The organism is Pimelobacter simplex, from assembly GCF_024662235.1.
In the GTDB taxonomy this organism is placed as follows: Bacteria; Actinomycetota; Actinomycetes; order Propionibacteriales; family Nocardioidaceae; genus Nocardioides.
In genome coordinates this window covers 2670449-2685292 of record NZ_CP096276.1, presented here as the reverse complement: position 1 = coordinate 2685292, position 14844 = coordinate 2670449, and the positions used below count along the sequence as shown (strand labels likewise).

The window sequence follows — 14844 nt, the reverse complement described above, 5'->3', positions numbered from 1 at the left end:
GCTAGGGCGGACGGCCGGTCGCGGACCTCACCAGGATCGGGTAGAGACTGGGCACGTGAGCCCCGACCTGTTGCTGTCCCGTCGCGACCTCGCCTTCCTGCTCCACGAGTGGCTCGACGTCGGCGCCCTCACCGAGCGCGAGCGGTATGCCGACCACAGCCGCGAGACCTTCGACGCCGTGCTCGACCTCTCGGCCGAGGTCGCCGCGGAGCACTTCGCGCCGCACAACGCGCTCAGCGACGAGCACGAGCCGCAGTTCGACGGCGAGAGCGTCACGATCATCCCCGAGGTCGCGGCCGCGCTGAAGGCGTTCGCCGACGCCGGGCTGATCGGCGCCTCGATGGACGCCGAGGCCGGGGGAGTCCAGCTCCCGCGGGTGGTTCAGCAGGCCTGCTTCGCCTGGTTCCAGGCCGCGAACGTGTCGACCTCGGGCTACCCGATGCTCACCATGGCCAACGCCAACCTGCTGCTCGCGCACGCCACCCCCGAGCAGGTCGCCCGGTTCGTCCCGCCCATGCTCGAGGGCCGCTGGTTCGGCACGATGTGCCTCTCCGAGCCCCAGGCCGGGTCGTCCCTCGCCGACGTGGCCACCCGCGCGGTCCGCCAGCCCGACGGCTCGTTCCGCCTGTTCGGCAACAAGATGTGGATCTCCGGGGGCGACCACGAGCTCGGCGACAACATCGTCCACCTGGTCCTGGCCCGGGTGGAGGGTGCGCCGGCCGGCGTCAAGGGGCTCTCGCTGTTCGCCACCCCCAAGTACGTCGTGGACGCCGCCGGCGAGCGCGGCGAGCGCAATGACGTCACCCTGGCCGGGATCAACCACAAGATGGGCTTCCGTGGCACGGTCAACACGGTCCTCAACTTCGGCGAGGGCACGCACCTGCCCGGGGGCGCCCCCGGCGCCGTCGGCGAGCTCGTCGGCGCGGAGGGCCGCGGCCTCGCGGTCATGTTCCACATGATGAACGAGGCCCGGGTCGGGGTCGGCGCGGGCGCGGTCGCCCTCGGCTACACCGGCTACCGCCGCGCCCTCGCCTACGCCCGCGAGCGCGTCCAGGGTCGCCCCCTCGGCGCCAAGGACCCGGCCGCGCCGCCGGTCGCCATCGCCGAGCACGCCGACGTGCGCCGGATGCTCCTCGCCGCCAAGTCCTACGTCGAGGGCGGGCTCGCCCTGGTGCTGCGCGCCGCCCTGCTGCTCGACGACGAGCTCACCCATCCCGACCCCGAGGAGCGGACCCGCGCCGGCGCGCTGCTCGACGTCCTGACCCCCATCGTCAAGAGCTGGCCCTCGCAGTGGTGCCTGGCCGCCAACGACCTGGCCATCCAGGTCCACGGCGGCTACGGCTACACCCGCGAGTACGGCGTCGAGCAGCTCTACCGCGACAACCGGCTCAACCCCATCCACGAGGGCACCCACGGCATCCAGGCCCTCGACCTGCTCGGGCGCAAGCTCGTGCTGGACGGCGGCGCCGGCCTCCAGCTCCTCGCCGGCACCATCCGGGCGAGCATCGACCGCGCGGTGGCGACCGGCGACGCCGACCTGACGTCGTACGCGGGGCGGGTGGGGGAGGCCGTCGACGGGCTGGTCGCCGCCGTGGCCGCCGCCTGGGCCTCGGGCGACCCGCGGACCGCGCTCGTCAACGCGACCACCGGTCTCGAGGCGGCCGGGCACGTCGTGCTCGCCTGGACCTGGCTCGACCAGCTCGTCGCCGCGCACGGCTCGACCGGGGAGTTCTACGACGGGAAGCGCGCGGCCGGACGCTACTTCCTCACCCACGAGCTCCCGAAGGTCGCGCCGATGCTCGACCTGCTCGCCGGCGGGGACCAGCTGTTCAACGAGGTGGACCCCGCGGTGCTCTGATCGCTCACCAACGGCGCCCCTCACCCCGGCCGTGCGGCGCCAGCCAGCCGGACTCGTCGGGACCCCGCGGCACGATCCGGGTCGGGTTGATGCCGGTGTGCACGACGTAGTAGTGCCGCTTGATCTGGTCGAAGTCGATCGTCCCGCCGAGCTCGGGCGTCTGGAACAGGTCGCGCGCGTAGCCCCACAGCGCCGGCATCTCGGTCAGCTTGTTGCGGTTGCACTTGAAGTGGCCGTGGTAGACGGCGTCGAAGCGCACGAGCGTCGTGACCAGCCGCACGTCGGCCTCGGTGAGGGTGTCGCCCATCAGGAAGCGCCGGTCGGTGAGCCGCTCCTCGAGCCAGTCCATCGCCGTCCAGAGCCGGTCGTAGGCCGCGTCGTAGTCCTCCTGGGAGCCGGCGAACCCGCAGCGGTAGACGCCGTTGTTGACCTCGGTGAAGATCCGCTGCATGACCTCCTCCATCTCGTCGCGCACGTCGTCTGGCCACAGGTCCGGGGCGTCGGGACGGTGGTGGTCGCGCCACTCGAAGAAGAGGTCGTGGGTGATCCACGGGAAGTCGTTGGTGACCACGGCCCTGGTCGGCACGTCGACGATCGCCGGGACGGTGATCCCGCGCGGGTAGTCGGGGAACCGGGCGAAGTAGGCCTCCTGGAGGCGCTCGTAGCCCAGCACCGGGTCGACCCCGCCGGGGTCGAGGTCGAAGGTCCAGCTGCGCGGGTCGTGGGTGGGCCCGGTCAGGCCGAGCGAGATCACGTCCTCGAGGCCGAGGAGCCGGCGCACGATGATCGCCCGGTTGGCCCAGGGGCACGCGGCGGCCGCGACGAGCCGGTAGCGGCCCGGCTCGGCGGGCCAGGTGGGGACGGCGAGCTGCTGGTCGTCGTACTTGTCCTGGGAGAGGCCGGGCTCCCGGGTGATCCGATCCGGGATGTAGTTCATGTCCCGGTCGAAGGCCTTGCTCTTCGCGGCGTCCGCCATCGTCGTCGCCCCGCCCGCTCAGAACGGGAGCGCGTCGTGCGCGCTCTCGGCCGCCGCGCCGACCTTGGTCGCCGCCCGCTTGCCGGCCCGCCGGGCGCCGTTGAAGAAGCCCTGCAGGCCCAGCGTCGCCCCCGCGCCCACCAGCCAGACGTCCTTCGCGATCGGCACGCCCGCCTCGGTCGGCCGGATGCTCCCCTCGCGGCGCAGCCCGGGCACCCGCGCGTAGAGCCCCAGCATCCCGGCGCCGAACGCTGTGAGCGCAGCGCCCGCGAGCGCCGAGGGCACCTTGGGCGTCAGCAGGGCGCTGCCCAGCGCGATCTCGCCGACGGCGAGCATCTTGGTGAACTGGGTGGCGTCCATGTTCGTGAACTGGGGGTACGCCGTGCTGGCGAAGCCGTGCAGCTGCTGCGCCGTGGCGGCGTCCGCGCCCAGCTTGGTCAGGCCGGAGTTGAGGATGAAGGCGCCCGTGGCAGCCCGCAGGGGTGCGTGCGTCAGGTTCATGGCTTCACCCTAGGTCGGCGGTCCGACCCAACCCGGCTCAGTGCTGCAGCGAGGGGTCCCACCGGTTGGCGATGAGCTTGAAGCTCGGGGTGTCGTCGAGCGAGGTCATCGCCTCGTAGATCCGCTCGTACTGCGTCGACGCGATCCGCCAGGCACCGTCCGCGTCGCGCCGGTAGGTGTCGACGTAGTACCCGCCGCCCCGGATCTGCACCTTGAAGTCCGGCACGATCACCGTGTCCTCGAAGGCCCACGAGCCGGTCGCGGTGTCGCCGTCGACGTCGATCTCGGGGTGGTTCGCGATGTGGATCGTGATGATCCCCGGGCCGAGGTTGTTCTGCATGAAGTCGACGACATCCGCCCGGTTGTCGTAGTGCAGCGGCTTGTCCATCGCCTGGGTGCCGTAGCGGGCCGAGACGTCCTCGGCCAGGCAGTCGGCGAACTCGTCCCAGACCTTCAGGTCGAGGGTGCGGAAGTAGCGGTGCTTGAGGCGCTTGATCTCTTCGATCGCGACGAGGTCCATGCCGAGAGAGTAGAACGTGTTCTAGATCTTGGCGAGGGGCTCATCCCACCTGCTCGAAGAGCGACACCACGATCCCCTCGGGCCCGCGGACGTAGGCCATCCGCACGCTGCCCTCGTACTCGCCGATCCCGGCGACCAGCCCGTACCCGTCGGCGGCCACCGCGTCGAGGGCCGCCTGGAGGTCCTCGACCTCGAACGAGACGTTGCGCAGGCCCACCTCGTTGGCCATCGCGTACGGCGACCCGGGCACGTGGTCGGGCGTGACGAACCGGGCGAGCTCGAGCCGGGAGCCGTCGCCGGGCGGGCGGAGCATGACGATCTCGCAGTGCGCCCCGGGAATGCCGCAGACGGTGTCGATGAACTCGCCCTGCACGGAGCCGGTGCCCTCGACCTCGAGGCCCAGCCCGACGAAGAAGGCGGTGGCCGCGTCGAGGTCGGCAACGGTGATTCCGACGTGGTCGAAGCGTCTTACATGTGTCATGGAACCAACTCTCCGCCACCGAGGCGCCGAGCACCAGGAGCCCCCGATGTCCCACGCCGTCGCCGTCGCCCGCCGCATGTACGACCTCGTCGAGCCGATCCCGATGGTCAACTTCACCGCCGACGAGCCCAACGAGGCGATGGCGGAGCTCGGCTTCCGCAACTACTGGGACGGCTACTTCGCGGGCCGCTCCGCGCCGCTGGGGCGGGCGCCGGCGGAGGTGGTGCACGCGGCGTTCTACAACTTCGGCGCGGGCGAGGTGGCTCGGCACGTCCCGAAGGTGTGGGAGACGACCACGCCCGAGGCCGCCCACGCCGCGCGCCAGCGCGGTTGCGCGGCCGCCCTGCGGCGCATCCTCGGCGACCTCGCCGAGACGCCGGGGCTCGCGCGGGCCGCCGACCTGCTCACGCAGGCCGCAGTCAGCGCCCCGACCGACGGCCGGGTCATGTACGCCGGCCTGCGCGCTCTCCCCGTCCCCGACGAGCCGGTGGCCCGGCTCTGGCACGCGGCCAACATGCTGCGCGAGCACCGCGGCGACGGCCACATCGCCGCCCTGGTCGGCGAGCGGATCGGCGGCATCGCCGCACACGTCCTCAGCGCCCTCGACCTGGGCATCCACCCGGCGGAGTCGTTCGGCCGGATCCACCACCTGCCCGCGGGCGAGCTGGCCGCGGTGATGGCCGACCTGCGCGAGCGCGGGCTCCTCGACGCCGGGGGCCGCTTCACTCCGGCCGGGCGCGCCACCAAGGACCGGATCGAGGCGCTGACGGACGCGCTGGCCGAGGCGCCGTACGAGGGGCTGGCGGCGGGGGAGCTCGAGGAGCTGGTCGCGGCGCTGGAGCCGATCGCGGCCCGGCTCACGGAGGCGGCCTCCGCCTAGGCGCCCGACGGGCGCCGCCCGGCTCGATTCAGCCTCGCTCGCCCCCTCTGACATGCTTGACCGTCCGTCCGAGCCCAGCGCACCCCGCGCGCGGGCGCGACGGCGACGAGCACGACCGCAAGCAGCAGGACGACCGGGGGGCAGATGAGCGAGATCGCCGGGGAGCTGGCGAGGGTCAAGGGTGCCTTCGCGCAGCCCACGTTGACCCTGCTCCACCAGCGTCAGGCGCCGGTCGTGATCACGATCTTCCGGGAGTCCTTCGGCCGCAACAACAAGCCGATCCCGACCGCGCGGCTGCACACGCAGGTCGAGGAGCACCTCGCCGAGATCCGCAAGGCGGGGGAGACCGACCTGCCCAGCGGTACCGGGCGTGACATCTGCCAGCGGTGGATGCGGGGGCAGTGGCTGGTGCGCTCGCTCGACGAGCAGGGCAACGAGGTCTACTCGCTGACGTCGTACGCGCAGCAGGCGCTCGAGCTGGTCAAGAACCTCGCGCGGGACCGGGCGACGCTGAGCGAGCACCGGATCACCACGATCCTGAGCACGGTGCGCCGGTTCAACTCCGAGGCGAACCCCGACCGGGGTGCCCGGGTCACCCTCCTCAACGACGAGATCGCGCGGCTCAAGGCCGAGCGCGACCGCCTGGTCGACGGGGCCGAGCTGGTCAGTGCGACCGAGGACTACATGTCCGAGGGGTTCACCGAGCTGCTGTCGCTGATCTCGGCGCTGCCGAGCGACTTCGCACGGGTGGAGGAGCGGTTCGCGACGATCCGGGGCGAGATCCTGGCCGCGTTCCGGGCCGAGGACCGGCCGGCGGGCGACGTGATCGACGACTACCTGGCGCGGGCCGACGCGCTGATGACGGCCACCCACGAGGGGCGGGCGTTCGAGGGGGCGTTCGCGCTGCTGCGTGACGACGGCCTGGTCACCCAGCTGCGCGAGGACCTCGGGGCGCTGCTGGAGCACCCGCTCTCCGACGGGATCCTCGGCGACGCCGACCGGGCCGAGCTGCGAGGGACCGTCAAGCTGGTCCGCGACGGTCTCGACCGGGTGCTGGCCCAGCGCAGCCGGGTGACGGCAACGCTCAAGGAGTACATCGTCTCCCACGACGCCGCCCGCGACCGCGAGCTGGAGCAGACGCTGCGCCAGGTCGAGTCGGCCCTCATGACCTGGATGGGTACGACGGGCCCCCGCGCCGCCCACGACGTCTCCCTGCTGCCCGACCGGGCGAGCGTCGACCACCTGCGCGAGCGCTTCTACGACCCCGCGGACGACATCCTGCCCGACCCGATCACCGCGGCCGACCCGGCCGACGCCCCGTCACTGTCGCTGACCGAGCTGATGGCGCAGGGCGGTCCCCAGCTGGGCTCGCTGCGCCAGCGCCTCGACGACGCGCTGCGCGACCTGCTGCCGGCCGGCTCGCTGGGCGAGCTGTTCGACACCCTGGAGCCGTCGCTGCGCCGGCCGGTCGAGATCTTCGGCCTGCTGCACCTCGCAGCCGACCAGGAGTGGGAGACCGAGGACGGCGTCGAGGCGTTCGCCGCCGTCCGTCCCGACGGCACGCGCCGCACCTTCGCCGTGCCGCGCACGCCGCTGCCCGACCCCGATCTCTCCCGAGAGGAGTCCCACCGATGAGCGTCGACCTGGACCAGCCCGACGAGCTCGACGTGGTCGCCAACGACTTCGACGACCTCGACGAGGTCGCCGACGAGCGCTCGGTGTCGCTGTTCGAGGGCGACGAGGGCGGTCTGGAGTACGCCCAGCGCCACGCCCTGGTCACGCTCCTCAAGCAGCGGTTCATCAGCGCGCGCACCCACCCGCGCGACTGGCAGGTGCTGGTCGAGCACGAGCGGGTCATCCGCTCGCGGCTCAACGACCTCTTCCTCGACCTCCAGGTCGACCCGGCGCGCGAGGTCGCGTGGAAGCGCCAGGCGTTCTCGGAGACCGGCGGGCGGTTCCCGACGCTGCTGCACGACACGGCGTGGTCGCGCGAGGAGACGCTGGTGCTGGTGCACCTGCGCGACCGGCTGCGCGCGGGTCTGGCCGGCGGGGACGCGCGGGTCTACATCGACCGCGAGGACATCGTCGACTACGTCGCGAGCTTCCGGCCCACCCACGCCACCGACGAGGCGGGCGACGAGAAGCGCGCCCGCAACGCGGTCGTGAGCATCGTCAAGGCGGGCCTGCTCATCGGCTCGGCCGCCGAGGACCGCTACGAGATCAGCGAGGCCGTCGAGCCACTGCTGCCGCTGGAGCTGCTCCACGAGCTGCTCGACGCGCTGCAGAAGGCCAACGGCACCGAGCCGGCCGACGAGGCCGAGGCGGCCGAGCCGGCCGACCTGTTCGAGGAGGACGGCGAGTGAGCATCGACGAGATCGAGGACGTCGAGGGCGGCCTGTTCGAGCGCGAGGTCGTCGCGACCCCGGCCGACGACACGGTCCAGTGGCGCGCGTCCCTGCTCCAGCTCGTCAACTGGGGCGGCTTCAGCGGCCTCACGACCGTCCCGCTGCGCGGTGACGCGACGATGATCTCCGGTGCCTCCGGCGTCGGCAAGAGCACCATCCTCGACGCCTACACGGCGCTGATGATGCCCTCCGACACCAAGTTCAACGGCGCCTCCAACGACGCCGTCGCGGGCCGCGCGCGCAGCGCCGGCCAACGCAACCTGCTGTCCTACCTGCGCGGCGCGGTCGACGTCATCGACAACCCCAAGACCGGCCGCCCCGAGGAGAAGCTCCTGCGCGGCAAGGGCACCGACACCTGGGGCGCGGTCGCGATGACGTTCGTCAACGACCAGGGCGGCCGGTTCACGGCCCTGCGCACCTACTACGTGCCGCGCCGCGCGTCGCGCTCCGGCGAGGTGCAGATGCAGCTCGCCACCCACGAGGGACCGCTCTCGCTCGAGACGCTCGAGGTCGCCGTCCCCGAGCGCTTCCACGCCAACACGCTCAAGAAGCTCTACCCGGGCATCCGCGTGCACCGCACGTACGCCGAGTTCACCGCCGTCCTGCACGCCCGGCTGGGCATCGGCGCCAACGGCGACGGCTCCAAGGCGCTGCGCCTGCTCGCGCGCATCCAGGCCGGCAACCAGGTCCGCAGCGTCGACGAGCTCTACAAGGACATGGTCCTGGAGCGGCCCTCGACCTATGCCGCCGCGGACCGGGCGATCGAGCACTTCGACGACCTCGACGCGTCGTACGCCGCGATGCGCACCGAGGAGCAGAAGCTCGAGCTGCTCGAGCCGATCACCGACCTGCAGGAGCGCAAGGTCGCCGCGACCGCGCGGCTGTCCGAGCTCGACTCCTACGGCGTCACGCTGTCCGGCGACACCCCGCTGCGGCTGTGGCTGCTCAAGACCCACCTGCGCCTCATCGAGTCCGCCGTCACCGGCAACCGCGACGCCCGGCAGGGCACCGTCGAGGGCCTGACCGCGACGCGCTCGGCCGAGACCACGCTGGCCGGTGACCTGGAGGCGGCCAAGGAGGCCCACCGCGCCGCCGGTGGCGGCGACCTCCAGGCGCTCGCCGCGCAGGCCGAGCACGAGCGGGTGATCCGCGAGGAGCGCGCCAACCGGCTCTCCGAGCTCGAGGAGCGGGTCTACCCGCTCGTCGGGCTCACCGACGCCGACGCGCCCGACCTGGAGTCCGCGATGGACTCGGCGTCCGCCTTCGCCGAGCTGCAGCTCCTGGCCCGCAAGCGGCTCTCGGCCGGCGAGGCCGAGCAGGCGACGCTGCGCGCCGAGCGTGACCGGGTCCGCGACGGTCTGGTCCCGCTCAAGAACGAGCAGTCCGTGCTCCAGCGCGAGCGCACCTCGCTCGAGAACCGCGCGGGCCGGGTGCCGTCGTACCTGCACGACCTGCGGGGCGCCGTCGCCCAGGCCAGCGGCCTGCGCGTCGACGAGCTGCCGTTCGTCGCCGAGCTGATCGACCTCGCGCCCGAGGAGGCGCGCTGGCGCACCGCGATCGAGACCGTCCTGGGCGGCACCGCCCGGATGATGCTCGTCCCGCTCGACCGGCTCGACGAGTTCTCCGCGGCCATCGACGACCTGCGGCTGCCGGCCCGGCTGACCTTCCAGGGTGTCGAGCTCGACCTGCCCGACACCGGCCCGGCCGACCCCGAGCGGGTCGCGGGCAAGCTGCTGTTCAAGGAGTCGCCCTTCTCGGGCTGGGTCCAGCAGCACGTCGAGGACCCCTCCCGCAACGCCTACTGCGTCGAGAGCGCCGCCGAGCTCGACGGCCCCGGCTTCCGGGTGACCGCCGCCGGCCAGACCCGCAACGGGCGCCGCGGCGCCCACGGTCGCAACGACCAGCGCAACATCATCGGCTTCTCCAACGAGGACGCGATCGCCGAGATCGACGGCCAGCTCGACGAGCTGGAGCGCCGGATGGAGCAGGTCGACGCCCAGCTCGCCGACCTCGACCGGCGCGGCCGGCTCCTGGAGCAGCAGCGCAAGGCGTACGACGCGATCGCCATGGTCCGCTTCGACGACGTCGACGTGGCGGGCAGCGACCGCCGCATCTCCGAGCTGGAGCAGCGGCGGACCGACATCCTCACCTCCGACGACCAGCTCCAGGTGCTGCAGCAGCAGATCGACGAGCTGGTGCACCGCCTCGACGACACCCGTCAGGAGCGGTTCGCCCTGGAGCAGCGCCAGCGCGAGCTCAACGGCGCGCACAGCGAGCTCGTCGACTCCGAGGACCTGGTCAAGGACCGCCTCGAGGCGATGGAGGCCGGCGGCTCGGTCCGGCTCTCCGAGGAGCAGGAGGCCGCCCTGGCCGCGGACTTCGCCGCTGCCGCGGCTCCCGCGGACCCCGAGGACCTCGACCGGTTCGCGGACAACTCCCACCGCCTGGGCGAGCGGTTGCGCACGGCCGTGGCCGACGCGGACGCCGAGATCCGGCGCTGCGACGACGACCTGGCGCTCATCTTCAAGCACTACAAGTTCCAGTGGGACTCGCCGAACCTCGGCGCCACCGCGGACTCCTACGCCGACTACGCGCGGATCCTCGACGAGATCCGCGGCACCGGCCTGGCCGACCGTCGCGCCGAGTGGCGCCGCCGGCTCACCGAGTGGAGCGGGCAGGACCTGGTGCCGCTGGTCGGCGCCATGTCGTCCTCGGTCGAGGAGATCGAGGACCGGCTCGAGCCGATCAACGCCATCCTGCGGCGCCTGGAGTTCGGCGCCGAGGCCGACCGGCTCCGCATCCGGCTGCGCCGCCTCGCGCCGGCGCACGTGCAGGTCTTCATGAAGGACCTGCGCGCGCTGTCCTCGGGTGCCACCGCCGAGCTCGACGAGGCCGGGCTCGAGAAGCGCTTCACCGAGCTGAGCCGGTTCATGCAGCAGCTGCGCAAGCCGTCCCAGTCCGGCGAGGGCCCGACGCTGACCACCGACCGCGACCGGCTGCTCGACGTACGCCGGCACGTGGAGATCAGCGCCGAGCGCTACGACCACCTGACCGGTGAGCTGCGCGCGACGTACCGCACGCTGGGGGAGAAGTCCGGTGGCGAGAGCCAGGAGCTCGTCGCCTTCATCGTGGGCTCCGCGCTGCGCTTCCGGCTCGGCGACGAGATGCGCTCGCGGCCGCGGTTCGCGCCGGTCTTCCTCGACGAGGGCTTCGTCAAGGCGGACTCGGAGTTCGCCGGGCGCGCCGTGCAGGCCTGGAAGGGCCTGGGCTTCCAGCTCATCATCGGCGTCCCGCTCGACAAGGTGACCGGCCTGGAGCCGCACATGGACGACCTGCTCGCGATCACCAAGAACGCGCGCTCGCACCAGTCCTGGATCACCCCGATCAGCGACGTGGTCGCCGAGGGCGCCGACGCCTCAGCGTGAGGTGGTCGTGGTCGTCGTCGAGGTGGTCCACGAGGTCGACCACGACGACGACCACGAGGTCGACCACGACGTGCTCGTGACCGTGGTGACCCGGCGGGCCGGCTCGTCGTCGTCCTTGCCGGACGACGCCGCGGCGACCAGTCCGACGATCCCGGCGACGACGACGGCCACGGCGGCGACCGCGAGCAGGGCAGGCAGCCGCGAGGGAGCCGGCGGCGGCGGGGGCTCGGTCTCGTCGGTCGGCTCGTAGGAGACCCAGCGCTCGGGCATGGCCCGAGGATAGGTGCCGCGGGCGACGGCCAGGTGGCCGTGGCCGCAACAGCACCGTCGAACGCCGGGATCAGCCGTCGAGCACGGTCACCGTCGCGGTCCGGGTCTGGCCGCCGAGGTCCACCGTGAACGTCACCACCTCGTCGTCGCTGTCGGCGTCCGGGAGGGCGAGGACGGTGATGGTGGCCGAGGTCTGCCCGGCCGGGATGGTGACGGTGGGGCTCGCGGGCGCCGCGGCGTCCGGGTCCGTGGAGGTCACCACGACCACCGTGTCGGCTGCCGCGGGACGGTCGAGCGAGACTGCCAGCAGCGCGGTCCCACCCTCGTCGACCAGCACCGACGCCGGTGTCAGGGCGAGGTCGTAGAGCGGTCCGGTCGCCACGTCGACCGACGCCGGGCGTCCGCTGCCGCCGGCGTAGCGCCCCACCACCCGGTAGGTGTACGACGTCGCGGCCACCGCCGTCGGGTCGCTGAAGGTCGTCGCGGCGGTGGTCCCGACCTCGGTGAAGGTGGTCCCGTCGCTGCTCCGCAGCACCTGGTACGACGTCACCGCCGCATTGCCCGGAGCGGTCCACCCCACCGTCACCGTGTACGACGCCCCCGCGCGCGCCGCGTCCGCCGTCAGGTCGCCCACGGGCGCGGGCACCGGCCCGACCACCGTGGTCCACGGCCCGCACCCGTGCCCGTTGCACGCCCGCACCCGGAAGCCGTCGTCGAGCGCGGCCGCGCCCACGTCGAGGTCCGTCGCGGGTGCGGTGACCTGCTGCTCGGGGAGCGTGCCCTGCTGGACGAGGTAGTGCGCGACCGGGTCACCGCCGTCGCCCGCGGGCGCGGTCCAGGTGAGCCGGTAGGTCGCGGCCTCCGGGTCCCAGCCGAGCCCGGGGTCGCGCGGGGCGCCCGGTGCGCCGACCGGGAGGGTGGGGGAGGCGAGCGTCGGGGCGCCGTACCCGAGGCGGGCGTTGCTCGCCCGGGCGCTGACCCGGAACCGGTAGGACGTGCCGTTGGCCAGGCCGGTGGCCGTGTAGGTGGGCGCGGTGGTCAGCGCGAGCTCGGTCCAGGTGCCGCCGTCGTCGGTGCTCGCCTCGACCTTGTAGCCGGTCGCCGCGGGGATGCCGTTGGCGACGGTGGGCTCGGTCCAGGTCAGGGTCGCGGTGGTGTCGCCCGGGGTGGCGACCAGGTCGGTGACGGGATTCGGGGCGGTGAGCACGCGGTAGGGCCCGGCGCCGCTGCCCGGGCCGTAGCCGGCCGCGTTGTGCGCGCGGACCCGGACCCAGTAGCGGGTGCCGGGGGTCAGTCCCGTGACGAGCACGGGGGCGGCCGCGGTGGCGACGGCCGCGTGGTCCACGGCGGTGGTCCAGGTCGCGCCGTCGGTGCCGATCTCGACGCGGTAGTGGTCGATCGGCCCGCCGTTGGTCACGGGCGGCGCCTGCCAGTAGACGCCGAGCGCCGCGCGGTAGCCGTCGGCCTCCGGGGTCAGCACCGGGCCGGGCGTCCCGCGCGGCACGGCGGTCGCCTCGGCGCTCCACCGCCCCCACCCGGACGCGGTGTGCGCCCGCACCCGGATGCCGTAGCGCGTGCCGTTGCGGAGTCCGGTCACGGTCCAGGCGCGGGTCGCCCCGGACACCTTGCGCACCGGGGACCAGGCGCCGGAGGGTGCGGTGCGCCGCTGCACGGCGTACCGGTCGATCCGGCTGCCGCCCTTGCGCGCGGGCGCCGTCCAGGTCACCCGGATCGCGCCGTCCGCGGGCGCCGCGCCCACGGACCGGGGTGGCGACGGGCGGCCCGCCGCGACCACCGCACCGGCCGCACCGGTCGAGACGACGGAGCCGGCCGCCACCAGCAGCAGCGCGGTCGTGAGCGCGGCCGTGAGCCGCCGGGCGAGCATCCCCATGGTCGTACCCCCTGGGGGCCGACGCTAGGACCCGGACGCCCGGTCCGCGGGGGTTCGGGGAAGCCTTTACCCACGCCCGGGCCTCCGTTTGTCACAGGTCAATAGACCCTTTGCGGGGGTCACTGCTGACACATATCGTCGGACCCATGAGCGAACGCGTCTCCCACTGGATCGACGGCCAGGTCGTCACCGGCACCTCGGGCCGTACGGCGCCCGTGCACAACCCGGCCACCGGCGCCGTCACCGCCGAGGTCGACCTGGCCTCCACGAGCGAGGTCTCCGCGGCGGTCGCCCGCGCGGGTGCCGCCGCCGCGGCCTGGCGCGGGTCGTCGCTCTCGCAGCGCGCGGCGGTCCTGTTCGCCTTCCGCGAGCTGCTCCACGAGCGCTCCGACGAGCTGGCCCGGATCATCACCGCCGAGCACGGCAAGGTCCACGCCGACGCCCTCGGCGAGATCGCGCGCGGCCTCGAGAACGTCGAGTTCGCGACCGGCGTGCCCCAGCTGCTCAAGGGCGGCTACTCCGAGCAGGCCGCGTCGGGTGTCGACGTCTACGACATCCGCCAGCCGCTCGGCGTCGTCGCCGGCATCACGCCCTTCAACTTCCCGGCCATGGTGCCGCTGTGGATGTGCGCCAACGCGATCGCCTGCGGCAACGCCTTCGTGCTCAAGCCCAGCGAGAAGGACCCGAGCGCCGCGCTCTGGATCGCCCGGCTGTGGCAGGAGGCGGGGCTGCCCGACGGCGTCTTCACCGTCGTCCAGGGCGACAAGGAGGCGGTCGACGCGCTGCTGACCCACCCCGACGTCGCGGCGGTGAGCTTCGTCGGCTCGACGCCCATCGCCAAGTACATCTACGAGACCGGCACCGCCCACGGCAAGCGCGTCCAGGCCCTCGGCGGCGCCAAGAACCACGCGCTCGTGCTGCCCGACGCCGACCTCGACGTCGCCGCCGACGCCATCGTCTCGGCCGCCTACGGCGCCGCGGGCGAGCGCTGCATGGCGCTGTCCGTCGCGGTCGCGGTCGGCGACATCGCGGACCCGCTGGTCGACGCGATCGCGCTGCGGCTGCCCAAGCTCGTCGTCGGCGACGGTGCCGCCGAGGGCACTGACATGGGCCCGCTCATCACCCGCGAGCACCGCGACAAGGTCGCGGGCTACGTCGACGCCGGCGAGGCGGAGGGCGCCACCGTCGTGGTCGACGGCCGCACGGCCGACGTCCCGGCCGAGGGCTTCTTCCTCGGCACCACGCTGCTCGACAACGTCACGCCCGAGATGACCGTCTACACCGACGAGATCTTCGGCCCCGTGCTCGGCGTGGTCCGCGTGGACACCTACGACGAGGGCCTGGCGCTCATCAACGCCAACCGCTATGCCAACGGCACCGCGATCTTCACCCGCGACGGCGGCGCCGCGCGCCGCTTCCAGTACGACGTCCAGGTCGGCATGGTCGGCATCAACGTGCCGATCCCGGTCCCGGTCGCCTACTACTCGTTCGGCGGCTGGAAGGACTCGCTCTTCGGCGACACCCACATGTACGGCCCCGAGGGCATCAGCTTCTACACCCGCGGCAAGGTCATCACCTCGCGCTGGCCCGACCCGGCCACGTCGAGCGTCGACCTCGGCTTCCCGCGGACCCGCTGA

At 73.1% G+C, this 14844-nt stretch carries 12 protein-coding genes; 6 read left to right on the top strand and 6 right to left on the bottom strand.

All coding sequences use genetic code 11. The features are described 5' to 3' along the window. Positions 1-55: 55 nt before the first annotated feature. Entirely contained in the window at positions 56-1858 is a 1803-nt protein-coding gene (locus M0M48_RS13225) for an acyl-CoA dehydrogenase (protein WP_257751504.1), read from the top strand. Between the two features lie 4 nt (positions 1859-1862). Here the strand turns inward: M0M48_RS13225 and M0M48_RS13220 are convergent, their stop codons facing one another. The 4 genes from M0M48_RS13220 to M0M48_RS13205 are packed head-to-tail and all read right to left on the bottom strand — an operon-like array spanning position 1863 to position 4336. Continuing rightward, a complete protein-coding gene (locus tag M0M48_RS13220; protein WP_257751503.1) occupies positions 1863-2834 on the bottom strand; it encodes a glutathione S-transferase C-terminal domain-containing protein in 972 nt (323 codons plus the stop codon). Positions 2835-2852: 18 nt separating this feature from the next. Further along, the gene (locus M0M48_RS13215) at positions 2853-3335 is read right to left on the bottom strand and encodes a hypothetical protein (protein ID WP_257751502.1); all 483 of its coding nucleotides are present in this window, start codon (positions 3333-3335) and stop codon (positions 2853-2855) included. 37 nt (positions 3336-3372) lie between these two features. Then, positions 3373-3855 carry a nuclear transport factor 2 family protein gene (locus M0M48_RS13210; protein WP_215812955.1) on the bottom strand — a complete coding sequence of 161 codons (483 nt, stop codon included), beginning with the start codon at positions 3853-3855 and terminating at the stop codon, positions 3373-3375. A gap of 40 nt (positions 3856-3895) precedes the next feature. After that, positions 3896-4336 (bottom strand): VOC family protein, encoded by a 441-nt coding sequence (locus M0M48_RS13205; protein WP_257751501.1) that lies wholly within the window; start codon positions 4334-4336, stop codon positions 3896-3898. A gap of 46 nt (positions 4337-4382) precedes the next feature. Between M0M48_RS13205 and M0M48_RS13200 the strand changes: the two genes are divergently transcribed. From M0M48_RS13200 to M0M48_RS13185, 4 genes are all read left to right on the top strand, one after another. After that, positions 4383-5216 carry an SCO6745 family protein gene (locus tag M0M48_RS13200; RefSeq protein ID WP_257751500.1) on the top strand — a complete coding sequence of 278 codons (834 nt, stop codon included), beginning with the start codon at positions 4383-4385 and terminating at the stop codon, positions 5214-5216. 144 nt (positions 5217-5360) lie between these two features. After that, a complete protein-coding gene (locus M0M48_RS13195; RefSeq protein WP_257751499.1) occupies positions 5361-6851 on the top strand; it encodes a DUF3375 domain-containing protein in 1491 nt (496 codons plus the stop codon). After that, complete coding sequence (locus tag M0M48_RS13190; protein ID WP_257751498.1) at positions 6848-7579, top strand: DUF4194 domain-containing protein; 732 nt, start codon at positions 6848-6850, stop codon at positions 7577-7579. Before M0M48_RS13195 ends, M0M48_RS13190 begins: the two co-directional genes overlap by 4 nt. Next, complete coding sequence (locus M0M48_RS13185) at positions 7576-11046, top strand: ATP-binding protein (RefSeq protein ID WP_257751497.1); 3471 nt, start codon at positions 7576-7578, stop codon at positions 11044-11046. The genes M0M48_RS13190 and M0M48_RS13185 overlap by 4 nt, the downstream gene beginning before the upstream one ends. On the opposite strand, the gene M0M48_RS13180 is transcribed toward M0M48_RS13185, so the two are convergent. Both M0M48_RS13180 and M0M48_RS13175 read right to left on the bottom strand, forming a co-directional pair. Continuing rightward, the gene (locus M0M48_RS13180; protein ID WP_257751496.1) at positions 11038-11316 is read right to left on the bottom strand and encodes a hypothetical protein; all 279 of its coding nucleotides are present in this window, start codon (positions 11314-11316) and stop codon (positions 11038-11040) included. The genes M0M48_RS13185 and M0M48_RS13180 overlap by 9 nt on opposite strands. Positions 11317-11386: 70 nt before the next feature. Next, on the bottom strand, positions 11387-13207 hold the full coding sequence (locus M0M48_RS13175; RefSeq protein WP_257751495.1) for a fibronectin type III domain-containing protein: 1821 nt from the start codon (positions 13205-13207) through the stop codon (positions 11387-11389). 146 nt (positions 13208-13353) lie between these two features. On the opposite strand from M0M48_RS13175, the gene M0M48_RS13170 reads away from it, so the two are divergent. Next, entirely contained in the window at positions 13354-14844 is a 1491-nt protein-coding gene (locus M0M48_RS13170) for a CoA-acylating methylmalonate-semialdehyde dehydrogenase (RefSeq protein ID WP_215812964.1), read from the top strand.